Source organism: Trinickia camelliae (assembly GCF_053525655.1).
This window is the reverse complement of sequence record NZ_JBCHAA010000008.1, coordinates 136643-151355: the sequence shown is the minus strand read 5'-3', so window position 1 is coordinate 151355 and position 14713 is coordinate 136643. Positions and strand designations below refer to the sequence as shown.

The 14713-nt window shown below is 63.9% G+C and carries 11 protein-coding genes; 7 read left to right on the top strand and 4 right to left on the bottom strand.

Going from position 1 to position 14713, the window contains the following annotated elements:
• The first annotated feature begins 5 nt into the window (after positions 1-5).
• Complete coding sequence (locus tag AAHK20_RS15545) at positions 6-1154, top strand: CaiB/BaiF CoA transferase family protein (protein ID WP_449182363.1); 1149 nt, start codon at positions 6-8, stop codon at positions 1152-1154.
• Between the two features lie 121 nt (positions 1155-1275).
• Positions 1276-2715: an MFS transporter gene (locus AAHK20_RS15540; RefSeq protein WP_449182362.1), complete on the top strand. Its 1440-nt coding sequence runs from the start codon at positions 1276-1278 to the stop codon at positions 2713-2715.
• A 125-nt stretch (positions 2716-2840) separates the two neighbouring features.
• On the opposite strand, the gene AAHK20_RS15535 is transcribed toward AAHK20_RS15540, so the two are convergent.
• On the bottom strand, positions 2841-3698 hold the full coding sequence (locus tag AAHK20_RS15535) for a hypothetical protein (RefSeq protein ID WP_449182361.1): 858 nt from the start codon (positions 3696-3698) through the stop codon (positions 2841-2843).
• A 655-nt stretch (positions 3699-4353) separates the two neighbouring features.
• On the opposite strand from AAHK20_RS15535, the gene AAHK20_RS15530 reads away from it, so the two are divergent.
• A complete protein-coding gene (locus AAHK20_RS15530; RefSeq protein WP_449182487.1) occupies positions 4354-5508 on the top strand; it encodes a substrate-binding domain-containing protein in 1155 nt (384 codons plus the stop codon).
• Positions 5505-8375: an ATP-binding protein gene (locus AAHK20_RS15525; RefSeq protein ID WP_449182360.1), complete on the top strand. Its 2871-nt coding sequence runs from the start codon at positions 5505-5507 to the stop codon at positions 8373-8375. The genes AAHK20_RS15530 and AAHK20_RS15525 overlap by 4 nt, the downstream gene beginning before the upstream one ends.
• Before the next feature lie 697 nt (positions 8376-9072).
• On the opposite strand, the gene hpaI is transcribed toward AAHK20_RS15525, so the two are convergent.
• From hpaI to AAHK20_RS15510, 3 genes are all read right to left on the bottom strand, one after another.
• A complete protein-coding gene (gene hpaI, locus AAHK20_RS15520) occupies positions 9073-9867 on the bottom strand; it encodes a 4-hydroxy-2-oxoheptanedioate aldolase (protein ID WP_449182359.1) in 795 nt (264 codons plus the stop codon).
• Complete coding sequence (locus AAHK20_RS15515) at positions 9836-11176, bottom strand: MFS transporter (protein ID WP_449182358.1); 1341 nt, start codon at positions 11174-11176, stop codon at positions 9836-9838. The genes hpaI and AAHK20_RS15515 overlap by 32 nt, the downstream gene beginning before the upstream one ends.
• A 107-nt stretch (positions 11177-11283) precedes the next feature.
• Positions 11284-12831: a UxaA family hydrolase gene (locus AAHK20_RS15510; RefSeq protein ID WP_449182357.1), complete on the bottom strand. Its 1548-nt coding sequence runs from the start codon at positions 12829-12831 to the stop codon at positions 11284-11286.
• 230 nt (positions 12832-13061) lie between these two features.
• On the opposite strand from AAHK20_RS15510, the gene AAHK20_RS15505 reads away from it, so the two are divergent.
• From AAHK20_RS15505 to AAHK20_RS15495, 3 genes are all read left to right on the top strand, one after another.
• Entirely contained in the window at positions 13062-13280 is a 219-nt protein-coding gene (locus AAHK20_RS15505; RefSeq protein WP_449182356.1) for a CopG family ribbon-helix-helix protein, read from the top strand.
• Positions 13274-13639, top strand: a complete 366-nt coding sequence (locus AAHK20_RS15500) for a type II toxin-antitoxin system VapC family toxin (RefSeq protein ID WP_449182486.1) — start codon at positions 13274-13276, stop codon at positions 13637-13639. Before AAHK20_RS15505 ends, AAHK20_RS15500 begins: the two co-directional genes overlap by 7 nt.
• 92 nt (positions 13640-13731) lie before the next feature.
• The gene (locus AAHK20_RS15495; RefSeq protein WP_449182485.1) at positions 13732-14700 is read left to right on the top strand and encodes a LacI family DNA-binding transcriptional regulator; all 969 of its coding nucleotides are present in this window, start codon (positions 13732-13734) and stop codon (positions 14698-14700) included.
• Positions 14701-14713: the final 13 nt, after the last annotated feature.

Genomic DNA, 14713 nt, shown 5'->3' with positions numbered 1-14713 from the left:
TCCGCATGAACACCCCCACCCGGCTTCCGCTCGAAGGCGTTCGCGTCATCGAATTCACTCACATGGTCATGGGCCCGACCTGCGGCATGATCCTCGCCGACCTCGGCGCCGAAGTGATCAAGATCGAACCGCCCGGCGGCGACAAGACCCGCAACCTTCCCGGTCTCGGCATCGGTTTTTTCCGCACTTTCAACCGCAACAAGAAGAGCGTCGTGCTCGACATCAACACGCCCGAAGGACGTGCGACCGTGGTCGAATTGATCGGCCAATGCGACGTGATGCTCGAAAATTTCCGGCCAGGCTTGATGACGAAGCTCGGGCTCGACTACGAGACGCTTTCCAAGCCATACCCGCGGCTCATCTACGTTTCGCACAAGGGCTTTCTGCCCGGCCCCTACGAGCATCGCCTCGCGCTCGACGAAGTCGTGCAGATGATGGGCGGCTTGTCGTACATGACGGGGCCGGTGGGGCGTCCGCTGCGCGCGGGCACGTCGGTGAACGACATCATGGGCGGCATGTTCGGCGCGATCGGCGTGCTCGCCGCGCTGCGCGAGCGCGACGCCACCGGGCGCGGCCAGGAAGTGCAAAGCGCGCTGTTCGAGAACTGCGTGTTCCTGTCCGCGCAGCACATGCAGCAGTACGCGATGACGCACGAAGCGCCGCCGCCCATGCCCGCGCGCGTATCGGCATGGAGCGTGTACGACGTGTTCACGCTGGCTGGCGGCGAGCAGTTGTTCATCGGCGCCGTCAGCGACAAGCAGTTCGTTACGCTGTGCGACGTGCTGGAGCGGTCGGAGCTCGCCGCCGAGCCGCAATTCGCCAGCAACGCGCAGCGTGTGGCCGTACGCCCTGAATTGCTCGCACGCCTTGGCGAGATCCTGAAAGACCATCGCGCCGACGAGCTCGCGCCAAAGCTCGAAGCCGCCGGTATTCCCTACGCACCGATCATGCGCCCCGATCAGCTCTTCGACGACCCGCATTTGAAAGCAAGCGGCGGGCTCGCGCCGATGCAAACCGACGACGGCGGCACGACCGAAGTCGTGCTCCTGCCTTTGTTGATGGGCGGACGCCGCCCAGGTGTGCGCCAGCCGTTGGCGCGAGCCGGCGAGCACACGGACGAAGTGCTGGGACGCCTCAAGCGCCATGACGCTTGATTGATCCCCCGGGGCCATGATTGCAGGAGCATGGCCCCTTGCGAATTCCAATCCGTCAGGCATCCTCATAAAAATATGCCGCCGGAAACATCGACAGCATTGCATGCGATCGGAGACAACCATGCAGCGTACCGCCACCGCGGACACCGCCCCCTTTGCGTCAACCTCGACCCCACCCCATGCTCGCGCCGCAGCCGCGCTCTCCGCGCGCATGGATCGCATTCCGGCCACGCGCTATCTGTGGTTGCTCGTGCTCCTGATCTCGCTTGGCGGCTTTTTCGAGGTCTACGACCTGATCTTCACCGGCTATATCGCGCCGGGCATGGCCAAGAGCGGCATGCTGAAGACCACCACCTCGGCGTTTTTCGGCTTGCAGGGCATCGCCGGCTTCATCGCGGCGACCTTCGCCGGTTTGTTCATCGGCACCTTCTGCTTCGGCTGGCTGCCCGACCGCTACGGACGCCGCACGGTCTTCACGTTCTCGCTCATCTGGTATTCCGTCGGCTCGGCGATCATGGCGTTCCAGCACACGTCCGAGGGCCTGGTGCTATGGCGCTTCATCACCGGCATTGGCGTCGGCATCGAAATCGTGACGATCGACAGCTACGTCACCGAACTCGTGCCGCAGCACATGCGCGGCCGCGCGATGGCGTTCAACCAGATGGTGATGTTTGCCGCCGCGCCGGTCGCCGCGATCTTGTCGTATTGGCTCGTTCCCACCACGCTCTTCGGCATCGACGGCTGGCGCTGGGTCATGCTGGCGGGTTCGGCCGGCGCGGTGCTGGTCTGGTTCATTCGCCGTGCGGTGCCGGAGAGTCCGCGCTGGCTTGCGATGCACGGCCGTGTTCAGCAAGCCGAACGCGTCGTGCAGACGATGGAGGCTCGCGCCGAGCAGCAGTTTGGCCAAGCGTTGCCGCCGCCATTGCCGACAGTGGAGTTGCCGCCGCATCGCCGAGCATCGCTGGCAGAGCTGTGGCAGCCGCCTTATCGATCGCGGCTCATCATGTTGGTGGCCTTCAACTTCTGTCAGGCGATCGGCTATTACGGCTTCGCCAACTGGGTGCCGACGCTCTTGATCGGTCAGGGCATCACGGTCACCAAGAGCTTGCTCTATTCGTCCGTCATCGCGATTGCCCTGCCGGTCGGCCCGCTCTTGGCGATGTTCTATGCCGACAAAGTCCAGCGCAAATGGCTGATCGTCTTCTCGGCATTGGCGGTCGTGATTTTCGGGCTGCTGTTTGGTCAGATGAAGTCGGTCGTGCCGCTGATCGTGCTCGGCGTACTGATCAGCCTTGCCGGTCAAACGATCTCCGTGTGCTACCACGCCTATCAAGCCGAACTCTTTCCGACTGCCATACGCTGTCGCGCCAACGGCATCGTCTACTCGGCAAGCCGGGTGGGCGCGATGATGTCCGGCTTCGTCATCGCGTCGCTGTTGCGCGATTTTGGCGTAGCCGGTGTATTTACGGGCATCACGGTTTGCATGCTCGCGGTGGTGGTGGCGATCGGCGGGTTCGGGCCGAAGACGAATGGGATGCGGCTGGAGGAACTGAGTCGTTGAGTGATGCAAAACCTTTCGTGCGATATCCAGCGCGCCATTGGAAAGCCGGTTAGCCGTCCCCCACGCAAACCTGCATGGGGGACGAAGAGTACTTAAGTCCCGCTAGCGTGTGTCGCGCGGCTCGCTCAAAGCGGTGCGACGTTCAAGTGATGCTCGGGGTCCGTTCCCGCCCACGAGATGTACACGTGTTGGTTATAAACACCGAGCGCCGGGCCGGCGATCGACGTATCCGCGATCGTCTGCTTTCCCGAGAATGCCAGGTGGTCGGTCGGCGAGTGCAGATAGTTCAGGTGATGATCCGAGTCCGTACCGGTCCAGGCGACGTAGAGGGTGCCGTGCGCGGCGTTGCCCGTCACGGCAAGCGCCGGCTGCTGAGTGGTCGTTTCGCCGAGCGTGACTTTACCGACCCAGGTACGGCCGCCGTCCTTCGATTCGATCACGTTCAGGTGATGGTCCTGATCGGTGCCGGACCAGCTCAGGTACAGCGTGCGCCCCGCCGCAGCGATCGCGGGAGCCGCGCCCGACGTTTCAGCCAGCGTGACCTTGTTGCCGAACGTCTTGCCCTCGTCGAACGACGAGGCGACGTTCAAGCGGCCGTCGGTTCCCGTCCACGCGATGTACAGCGCACCATCGCTATAGGCCAGGGCGGGGCCGAAGTTGCTGGTTTCGCCGAGCGTAACCTTGCCTTGGAACTCGCGGCCGTCGTAGCTGCGAATCACGTTCAGATGGTGTTGCGCATCCACCCCGGTCCAAGCGGCGAATAAGGCCGGCCCACCCGCCAGAGCCGGACCATCGAGGTCCTGCTGCGGCAGCGTGATCTTCTGGCTGTCGGGCCAGACGCCCGGATTGTGCGTACCCAGCACGTTCAAGCTATGTTGGGGGTCGGTACCGGTCCAGGACACATAGAGTGCCGGCATCACACCAGCGCGCCCGAAAGAGACCAGGGCCGGGCTGACGGTGGTGGTTTCCGCAAGTATCGTCATGTCACGCTCCAAATCAGGAAAAACGATTTCATGAAAAATAACCAGCGTGCTGGCGCGGAAATATAAAAATAAAATCTGCTTTCCGAACACCAGCGACACTGGACCGGAATAACCCGCAGTAACCAAAATGCATTTCCTTGCATAAGGTATTTGTGCCTTCGGTGTACTGCGTATGCGTTATCTCAAAACGGAGGTCGTTTTATAACTGTCAGTATTGACAGAGGGTATTCATTCGGTTCGCACGGAGAATGACGAAGGCTGAGTGAACGGCCTGGAAATGGCAGACGAATTCGAACCCTATTATTTTGGCCTACTCCAGAAAATAGAAATTCCAAATCCACATCGAGCCAAATAATGTAATTGGCGGCACTGCACGTTCTTTAGCTACCGCAGATTCATATATAAACAACTCAAATTGAGTCAACAGATATCGATGCTGCTTTTTCAGCGGGCTGGCGTCGGCGAAACGACGCTGCCGTCAATTACCATGCAATAAGAGAGCGCCCGGAAACTCATCCATCCACGGCTCGAGGGGCGGTGCCATTGAGCGGCCGTTGGGGTATACCACCTTGTCCGCAAGGTCGCCCTGCGGGCAGCATTTGAATTTATCTCCAATGACGGCCAATCGGCCGCGACCGGGCCCGTGGGAAACAGCATGAGGAGCTTGCTTCTGGCATGGGCATTGGCATCGGCATTGGCATGCGCGTGCATGCCGCCGGTTGCCGCGGCGCAGGGTTCGTCACCCGCGTCCGCACCCGGGGCCTCGGCCGCCGCCACGAGTCATTTCCTCGCCGAAGCCAAGCAGATCGTCGACGCCGCGGCGCAACCGGCCGCCCCCTGGAACGGGCCGCGCACCGGGCCGCGCGCCCAACCTGGAAAACACCTCGCCGTCGTCGCTGAGGACTTGCGCAACGGCGGCATCGCCGGCGTCGTCGACGGCGTGCTGGAGGCGGCCAAGGTCATCGGCTGGAGCGTGAAGATCTTCGACGACGCCGGCGCGCCGGACCTGGAGCTGAAGGTGCTTGCGACTGCGTTCGCAAGCCGCCCGGACGGGCTCGTCATCGTCGGCAGCGACGCGCACGTCCTGCTGCCCGGGCTGGAGCCGTTCGCCCAAGCGCGCATTCCGATCGTCGGCTGGCATGTCGCGCCCCGGGCCGGGCCGGTGCCCGGCACGCCGGTGGCGATGAACGTGTCGACCGATCCGCTCGAGGTCGCGCGCGTGGCCGCGCTGGCGGCCATCGTGCAGTCCGACGGGCATGCGAGGGCCGTCATCTTCACCGACTCCAAATACCGCATCGCGCGGGACAAGGCGAACGAAATGGCCGCCGTCGTGCGCGCCTGCAGCGGCTGCACCCTGCTTGAAATGCGCGACGTGCCGATCTCGCGCAGCCAGGAACAGATGCCGGGCACGACACGCGCCTTGCTCGCGCGCTACGGCAGCCGCTGGACGTACGCGCTCGCGATCAACGACATCTACTTCGACTACGCCGCCCCGGTGCTGACCGAGGCCGGCTGGCCGAACACGGCCATGTCCATGCTGTCGGCCGGCGACGGCAGCGAGTCGGCCTTTCTGCGCATCCGCAGCGGCACGTTCCAGACGGGCACGGTGGCCGAACCCCTGAATCTGCACGGCTATCAGCTGGTCGACGAGATGAACCGGCTGTTCGCCGGGGAAAACGTCACGGGTTACGTATTTCCGGTGCATCTGGTGACGGCCGAGAACATCGGCGCGGACGGCGGCGATCATCTGCACTACGATCCCGACAACGGCTATCGCGACATCTATCGACGCATCTGGCTCCGCCCGTGAAACTACCGCTCCCCCAATCGCTCACCGCGCAATTCACGCTCGTGGTTGCCTGCCTGGCAGCGCTGGTGGTCGCGGTCGGGGCCACGACGCTCTACTCGCTGGCAGGCTCCGCCCACGCTATCCGCCAGCTGGCCGACGAGCGGCTCGCGCGCCTGGAGGAGGCGCAGGACCTGGCGCAACGCACCCTGCTGATCGAGCGTATGGCGCTGCAGTTGTCGAATGACGATAGCGTCGACGCCGTGCGCAAGACTTATCAGCATGTCATCGAGCAGCTCGCCGCCTTCGACCGCCTCGTGGACCACTTGGCCACGGCGAGCGCGAGCGAAGATGTCAGCGTCGGCGCGCTGGAGATGCTTCGGTCGAGCCAGCGCTTTCGCAACACGGTCAACGTCGTCGCCCAACTGCGCGAGACCGCGCTGGCCTCCCGCGCCGCGCCGGCGTCCGCGCCGCGGTCGGGCGTGTCCTTGGCCAGCCTCGATGACGATCTGCGCCGCCAAGCCGACGCGCTGGCCGCCGCGGCGCACCAGCAGTCGGACTATTTCACGCGCGATTACCGCCAGGCGGTCCAGGACCTGGCCGAGCACTCGGACCGCACGAGCCGCTGGGTCGGCGCTGAAGTGGCGATGAGCCTGCTGCTCGCCTGGTTGATCGCCCGGGTATTCCTCGGCCGCCATGTCGTGGAGCGCTTGGACCGAGTCAGCCACGCGCTGCGGCACGGGGATGCCGGGGACGGCCTATCCGGCGACGGGCTATCCGGGGACGGCTTATCCGGCGGCGCGCAAGCCGTCGTCCCCGTGCACGGCGGCGACGAAATAGCCGACATGGCGCGCGCGGTCGAGCAGTTCCTCGAAGACCGGCGCCAGCGCAAACAGGCCGAGGACGCACTGAAGGCGCTCAACGCCGAGCTCGAGGCACGCGTCGCGCAGCGCACGGCCGAACTCAGCACGGCGCTTGAGGGCCTGACGGCCGAAATCGCCGAACGGCAGCGCGCCGAAGCGGCCGTGCGCGCCAGCGAGCACTTCCTGGACAGCATCGTCGAGAACATCCCCGACATGATCTTCGTGAAGGACGCCGCGACGCTGCACTACGTGCGCTTCAACAAGGCGGGCGAGCAGCTGCTTGGCTACCGGCGCGAGGAGCTCATCGGCAAGTCGGATCGCGAGCTGTTTCCGCCGGAGGAGGCGGCCTTCTTCGCGCAGAAGGATCGTGACGTGTTCGAATCGCGGCAGATGGTCGACGTGCCCGAGGAGACGGTTCACACGCGTCACGGGCCGCGTCTCGTGCACACGATGAAGATGCCGATCCTCGACGTGCGCGGCGAGCCGCGCTTCCTGCTCGGCATCTCGCGCGACATCACCGAGCACAAGCATGCCGAAGAGGAACTGCGGCGTTATCGCGAGCACCTCGAGGACATGATCCGCGAACGGACGGCCGAGCTGGCCGTCGCCAAGGAACATGCCGACGCGGCCAACCGCGCCAAGAGCGATTTCCTGGCGCACATGAGCCACGAGTTGCGCACGCCGTTGAACGGGATTCTGGGCTACGCGCAGATCCTCAAGTTCGACAAGGGCCTCGATCAACGCCAGACCGACGGCATCATGGTGATCCAGCGCAGCGGCGAACACCTGCTGGCGATCATCAACGACATCCTCGACATGGCGAAAATCGAGGCCGGCAAGGTGGAGCTCAACCTCTGCGACATTGCGCTCGACCGCTTCATCGACTTCATCGCCGATACGATCCGGGTGAAGGCATTGGAAAAGGGCTTGGCGTTCGCGTGCGAGATGGCGCCCGATCTGCCCGTCGGCGTGCGGGTCGACGAACAGCGGCTGCGCCAAGTGCTGCTCAATCTACTCTCCAATGCCATCAAATTCACCGAGGAAGGCAGCGTGCATCTGCGCGCCGGGTTCCTGCCGCCCGCGCGGCTGCGCTTCGAAGTACGCGATACCGGTATCGGCATCGAAGAGGCGCGCCTGGAGACGATCTTCCAGCCGTTCGAGCAAGCGAGCGACACGCGGCATCGGTTCGGCGGCACGGGGCTGGGCCTCGCCATCAGCCGGCAGCTCGTGCGCCTGATGGGCGGCGAGATTCGCGTCGAGAGCCGCCGCGGCGCCGGCAGCCTCTTCTGGTTCGAGCTCGACGTTCCGGTGGTCGCGCCTCCTGTGGCTGTCGCTCCGCCCGAATGGACGGTCAGCGGCTACAAGGGGCCGCGCAAGACCATCCTGGTCGTGGATGACGTGGCGGAGAACCGCGCCGTGGCGGTCGATATGCTCGGCCCGCTCGGCTTCCTGATGGCTCAGGCGAGCAACGGACTCGAAGCCTTGGAGAAAGTCAAAGTCCTGCGGCCGGCGCTCGTCCTGATGGATGTCGTCATGCCTGGCATGGACGGGATCGAAACCACGCGCCGCCTGCGCCACATGCCGGAGTTCCGGGATCTGGCCATTATTGCCGTCTCCGCCGGCGCCTCGGGGAGCGATGCGGCGAAAAGCCTGGCCGCCGGCGCCAACGCCTTTCTGACAAAACCGATCGACCTCAGCGCGTTGTTGTCACACGTTGCGGGTCTGTTGAATATCGAATGGAGCGACGAAGACCTGACGGCGCAGGCTGTGGACTCCGATGCTTTGGCTGCACCCGCTGCCGAGCTCATGACCGCGGCCTTGATCGCGCCGCCGCCGGATGAGATCGAAGCGCTGCACCACCTGGCGCGGCTCGGCGATATGCGGGGGATCGTTCAGCACGCTGCGCGGCTGACTGAACTCGATGAGCGGTATCGGCCTTTTGCCGAGCATCTTTGCCAGTTGGCGAAGGATTATCGGTCCAAGGCGATTCTCAGCTTCGTTAAGCGCTATTTGGTTGTGGCTCGATGAATTCGGTTCACTAGCGGTTGGTTTGTCGTGCGACTTTGATGCTTGGTGTGGCGTGCAACTTTGATGCTTGGTGTGGCGTGCAACTTTGATGCTTGGTTTGGCGTGCAACTTTGATTTCGCGCCGTTCCGTATAGTCCGTCCCTCCCCGGGACCGGGGTCACTTTGGTCCTTGCCCAAAGTAACCAAAAGCGCGTCCTGGGCGGACGGCCTAGCCCGGAGGCACTCAACCCTGTTAGTACCGATGTTCCAAGCGCAACCGTGGGAAACCGTTACTACTCGACGTACGTCCCGTTTGCATGCGGCACCGAATCGCGCAGAGTCGCAACAAATCGAAGCTGTCGAATTGGCCGCGCCCCACGTGCCTACGATTGGAGGCGAGCCCATGCGCACTGGACCACCGTAAGACAGTCTCTTTAGACCTCTCCTGACCTCCAGAGTCGATTTGACGCGAACGGACGACATTCTGTGCCGCGTGCTACTCGGCCGCGCGGCGAGTAGTAACGGTTTCCCACGGTTGCGTTCGAGATACCGGAACTAACAGGGTTGAGTGCCTCCGGGCTAGGCTGTCCGCCCAGGACGCGCTTTTGGTTACTTTGGGCAAGGACCAAAGTGACCCCGGTCCCGGGGAGGGACGGATTAAACGGACCGCCGCGAATTCAAAGTTGCACAACAACGACAACGACTATGGCGAGCCCGACTACCTCGCCCCCAACTCAACAAACTCACGAGCGAGCTTGCGAGCAGCATTCGCGAACATCAGAATATCGACACCAGTCGCGACAAACGTGCACCCAAGCTCAAGGTAATGCCTAGCGAGCGCCGCATCAGACGTCAGCGTGCCGGCCGCCTTGCCCGACGCCACGATCGTGCGAATCGCCGCATCGATCGCCTGCTGCACCTCCGGATGCCCGGCCTTGCCGCGATAGCCCATCGACGCCGCGAGATCCGCCGGCCCAATGAACACGCCATCAACGCCATCCACCTCGCAAATCGCCTGCAGATTCTCGAGCGCCGTCTTGGTCTCCGCCTGCACGAGCACACACGCTTCGTCATCGGCGACATCGAGGTAATCGCCCCGCGCACTCCAGCGCGACGCCCGTCCCACCGCGCTGCCCACGCCGCGCACGCCATGCGGCGGATAGCGCACGGCTGCCACCACCGCGCGCGCCTCGTCCGCCGTATCGATCATCGGCACGAGCAGATTGCGCGCGCCGATATCGAGCAGTCGCTTGATCAGCGACGGATCGCCGTTGACCGGCCGCACCACCGCTTCCGCCCGGTACGGCGCCACCGCCTGCAGTTGCGCGAGGATGCTGCGCAAGTCGTTCGGCGCATGCTCGCTATCGATCAGCAGCCAATCGAATCCCGCCGTCGCGCTGACTTCCGACAGATACGCATCCGCCATCGATAGCCAGAAGCCGATCTGACGCTGCTTGGCCTTGAGCGCGGCTTTGAATGGATTAAGCGCTGAAATCGGCATTTCGTTGGACATGGACATCACGCTCCACAGGTTGGTCGTCGAATCGGATCGGTTCCACTTTGCCGAGCAGGAACACATAGTTCAGGATCGCGAGCCCGATGAGCGCCGACGAAAACACCAGCGCAGGAATAAACGAGCCGGTCGCGCCGACAATCGCGCCCGTCACGATCGGCCCGATCACGCCGCCGATGTTGGATACCGTATTTTGTATACCAGCCACCATCGACACCGCATTGCGCGGCGCCACGTCGGCGGGCAGCGCCCACACTTGCGAAGCGGCGACCGTCGTGCCCGACTTCGCGATCGTGAGCAGCACCACCGCCATCACCGCGGACTGCGCGAACGCCGCGAGCCCGATGCTCGACGCCATCACGAGCCCGATCACGAGGAACAGCTTGCGCGTCGCCGTGAGCGAAAGCTTGCCGGAGCTGTAGACGCGATCGGAGGCCCAGCCCGCGAAAATCTCGACGACGATCGACGCCAACAGTGGCAACGACGCCATGAAACCCATCTCCATCATCGAAAGGCCGCGCGCCTTGATCAGATACGTCGGCAGCCACGTGATGAAGAAATACGAGTTGTAGTTGATCATGAAGAAGCCGATGCACATCGCCCAGATGTTGCGATGTGCGAGCAGCTTGCGCCATGGCGGCGCAGCGGTGTCTTCGTCGGTGTGCCGCGCGCTCTGCCCTTCGCGGATGTGCGCGAGTTCGGCTGCGTTCACGCGTTTGTGGGCGGCGGGCGAATCGGTGAACGTGAACTGCCAGACGACGAACCAGGCGATGCCGAGCAAGCCGGTGATCGCGAACGTGATCCGCCAATCGAACATCGCGAGCAGGAGCGCGATCAGCGGCATGGCGATCGCACCGCCGAGCTTCGAGCCGCTGTCGAAGATGCCCGCTACCGTCGCGCGTTCCTTGCGCGGAAACCACTTCGAGGCGATGCCCGCGTTGCTCGGGTAGGCGCCCGCCTCACCCGCACCCAGCGCGACGCGCAACGCGACCAGCGACTTGAAGCCCGTTGCGAGCCCCGTCACGGCGGTGGCGGCCGACCACCAGAACACCGAGAAGCCGAGCACCGCCTTCTGACCCAAGCGGTCGGCGAGTATGCCCGCGGGCAATTGCAGCAGCGCGTACGACCAGAAGAACGCGGACATCACGATGCCCATTTCCATCGCGCCCAAACCGAACTCCGACTGGATGTGGGGCGCCGCCGCCGCAAGCACGGTGCGGTCGATATAGTTGATCGCGATCGCCGCCCACATCAGGCCAGCCACGAGCCAGCGCACCTTCGAGCGCGGCTGTTGCGGGTCATCCTGCATGTCTTGTCTCCTTTCCCATGCAATGCTCTCCTGCACTTCCTATGGCGCATCGCGCGACGCTTCGAGGCGTCTGTTCGCGATACGAGGTGCAACGTCTTACGCCTCAATCAACTCACGATGCCCATGTGCCACGGCACGAACTCGTGATCTCCCAGGCCCAGCATTTCGCTCTTGGTGCGCTCGCCCGAGGCGGCGCGCAGTATGTGTTCGAAGATGTCCCGCCCCATCTCGTCGATGGAGCGCTCGCCGTCGACGACGAGCCCGCAGTTGATGTCCATGTCCTCGACGAGGCGCTTGAACATCGGCGTGTTGCTCGCGAGCTTGAGCGTCGGCGCGGGCTTCGAGCCGAACATCGAGCCGCGGCCCGTCGTGAAGCAGATGAGGTTCGCGCCGCTCGCGATCTGCCCCGTGACGGCGACCGGGTCGTAGCCCGGCGAATCCATGAAAACGAAGCCCGCGCGGTCGATCGGCTCGGCGTATTCGTACACCGCCTGTAGCGGCGTGGTGCCGCCCTTCATCGCCGAGCCAAGCGACTTTTCGAAGATGTTCGCGAGACCGCCCTGCTGATTGCCGGGCCCGACCACGCCGTTGAACTGGCCGTTATGGCCGCGCGTGTAGCGCTCCCACCACGCAAGCCGGTCGAGCAGCTTCTGGCCGACCTCGGGCGTCACGGCGCGGCGCGTGAGCATGTATTCGACGCCGTGGATCTCTGGCGTCTCCGAAAGAATCGCCGTGCCGCCGTGGCGCACGAGCAAATCCATCGCCGCGCCGAGCGCGGGATTGGCGGTAATGCCGGAAAAGCCGTCCGACCCGCCGCATTCGAGCCCGATCTTCAGATGGCTCGCGGACACCGGACGACGCTCAATGTCGTTCGCGGCAGGCAGCATCTGCTGGATCGCGGCGATGCCCGCCTCGATCGTCGCGCGAGTGCCGCCCGTGTCCTGCATCACGAGCGCATGCAGCGCCTTATCCGTATGCAGCCCCTGTGATTCGAGCAGGCCGGCCACTTGGTTGCGCTCGCAACCCAGTCCGACGACGAGCACGCCCGCCAGATTCGGATGACGCGCATAGCCCGCCAGCGTGCGCCGCAGCACATCGAAGTGCTCGCTCGGCGACGACATCCCGCAGCCGCTCGTTTGCGCGAACGCGACCACGCCGTCCACGTTCGGATACGCGGCCAGACGTTCCGGCGTGAACCTCGCGGCGATGTGCTTGATGACCGTGGCCGAGCAATTGACCGAAGCGAGAATGCCGATGAAATTGCGCGTCGCGACGCGCCCGTCCGGACGCACGATGCCTTGGAACGTCGCGCGCTCGGATTCGGGAAAGTAGTCGACGGGACGCACATCCAGACCAAAACCCGGATCGCGCTCGAAATCGATCAACTCGATGTTGTGCGCATGAACATGCTCGCCGGCTTCGATATCGCGCGCCGCACGGCCGATGATCGCGTTGTACTTGCGGATCGGCTCGCCGCGAACGATGCGCCTGGCCGCCACCTTGTGACCGGCCGCGATCTGCGCACGCATGCGCACCACCGCCTCGCCGACGCGCACCTGCTGGCCGATCGCAAGCGCCTCGCGCGCGATCAGCACGTTGTCCGCGTCATTGAGCCTGAGCAACGCGCCGGTGAAATTCGTGGTGGCCTGCAGCATGCGATCGAATCCTCTATGGCCGCGCGCGATCACGCGCTGCCGTCTCCTTCTGATTGTGGGCTGTTACCGGTTTATGTAACCGGTAACATTGGCTCCCATGCTAGTACGCTTTGAAGAGAATTGCCAGCGGGTTTTTTGGGGAGGTACCGGTAGGTGGTCGAGGGCATGCGCCCGTTTGCGCAGATGGATGCGATGATATACGATATGTATATCATGCAACGGAGAAGGCAATGAGCCGAGTCTTGGTCGACATACCCGATACGCAGCTCGAAGCGCTCGCGGCAATCGTGGAGGAAGAGCAACGCCCCCGCGCCGCGCTCATCCGCGACGCGATCGAGGCCTATATCGCGGATCACAAGCGCTTGCGCGGGGGCGACGTCTTTGGCCTGTGGAAGCGCAAGAAAATCGACGGGCTCGAATATCAACAGGAGATGCGCTCGGAATGGTAAAAGCCCTTTTTGACACGAACATCCTGATCGATTATCTCGGCGGCGTCGGCGCGGCCCAGAAAGAGCTGTCGCGCTATGAGTCGCGAGCCATCAGCGCGATCACGTGGATGGAAGTGCTGGTTGGCGCCACGGCGGATGAAGATAGGGCGATCCGCCTATGGCTGAACTCGTTTGACGTCATCGCCTTGGACACTGCGATCGCGAATCGCGCTGTCGCGATTCGCAAAGAGAAAAGGATTCGCCTGCCCGACGCGATTGTCTGGGCGTCCGCGCAAGTGAATTCGCTGTTGCTCGTGTCACGCAATACGAAGGATTTTCCGGCGGATGAACCCGGTGTCCGTGTGCCCTACAACGTTTAAAAGCCGTGACCAAGACCCCGATGCCGCCGCTTCCGCAAGCACCTCGCCCCGCCACCGCGCGGCGCGCCCGCAAAAGCACTGGACGCGTGACTTTGAGCGACCTCGCCGAGCTGATCGGCGTAACGAAGGTGACGGTCTCGCGGGCGCTCAATACGCCCGAGCTCGTATCGAGCGAAACGCTCGAACGCGTGCGCGCCGCCGTGCAGCAGACTGGCTACACGCCCGATCTGATCGCGGGGTCGCTCGCGTCCAATCGCAGCCGCCTGATCGTCGCGCTGATTCCGGCCATGGCGGGCAGCGTGTTTCAGGAAACCGTCGCCGCGCTGACCGCCGAGCTCGCCGCTGCCGGCTATCAACTCCTGCTCGGCCAGAGCGGCTACGACGAATCACGCGAGGACGCCCTGCTCGATGCGATCGTCGGCCGGCGCCCGGCCGGCATTGTCCTGACCGGCGTCGTCCATTCCGAGCACGCGAAGCAAAAGCTGAAGGCGTCCGGCATTCCCGTCGTCGAAACTTGGGACATCACGCGTGCGCCGCTCGACATGCTCGTCGGCTTTTCGCATCAGAAAGTGGGCGAAGCAGCGGCGCGCTATCTGCAAGAACGCGGCGCGCGGCGTCCGGCGATCGTGACGCCGGGCGATCATCGCGCGCAAACGCGTGCGCAGGCGTTCGTCAAGGCATTCGAAACCGCGCAGGACATTCCCGTCGTATCCGTCGAATCGCCGGCCAACCTCGGGGACGGCCGGCGCGCGCTGACGCGCCTGCTCGACGCGCACCCCGACATCGACGCCGTATATTGCGGTGCCGACATCATGGCGCTCGGCGTGCTGATGGAAGCGCGGCACCGGGGCTTGTCGATCCCGGGGCAGTTGAAGGTGATCGGCTACGGCGACCAGAACTTTGCCGCCGATACCGATCCGCCGCTCACCACGATCCGTATCGACGGCACTCGGATCGGCAAGCTGGCCGCGTCGATGCTCGTCGACAAGATCGAAATGGGGACTGGAAAGCAACGCAAGGTCGATGTCGGTTTTACGTTGGTCGAGCGGGAAACGGCCTGAAAAGTCAGATCAA

What these genes read in the sequence shown, in the direction of transcription:
- AAHK20_RS15545 (WP_449182363.1), top strand. Translation starts at nt 6, where the DNA reads ATGAACACCCCCACCCGGCTTCCGCTCGAAGGCGTTCGCGTCATCGAA.
- AAHK20_RS15540 (WP_449182362.1), top strand. Translation starts at nt 1,276, where the DNA reads ATGCAGCGTACCGCCACCGCGGACACCGCCCCCTTTGCGTCAACCTCG.
- AAHK20_RS15535 (WP_449182361.1), bottom strand. Translation starts at nt 3,698, where the DNA reads ATGACGATACTTGCGGAAACCACCACCGTCAGCCCGGCCCTGGTCTCT.
- AAHK20_RS15530 (WP_449182487.1), top strand. Translation starts at nt 4,354, where the DNA reads ATGAGGAGCTTGCTTCTGGCATGGGCATTGGCATCGGCATTGGCATGC.
- hpaI (WP_449182359.1), bottom strand. Translation starts at nt 9,867, where the DNA reads ATGTCCAACGAAATGCCGATTTCAGCGCTTAATCCATTCAAAGCCGCG.
- AAHK20_RS15515 (WP_449182358.1), bottom strand. Translation starts at nt 11,176, where the DNA reads ATGCAGGATGACCCGCAACAGCCGCGCTCGAAGGTGCGCTGGCTCGTG.
- AAHK20_RS15510 (WP_449182357.1), bottom strand. Translation starts at nt 12,831, where the DNA reads ATGCTGCAGGCCACCACGAATTTCACCGGCGCGTTGCTCAGGCTCAAT.
- AAHK20_RS15505 (WP_449182356.1), top strand. Translation starts at nt 13,062, where the DNA reads ATGAGCCGAGTCTTGGTCGACATACCCGATACGCAGCTCGAAGCGCTC.
- AAHK20_RS15500 (WP_449182486.1), top strand. Translation starts at nt 13,274, where the DNA reads ATGGTAAAAGCCCTTTTTGACACGAACATCCTGATCGATTATCTCGGC.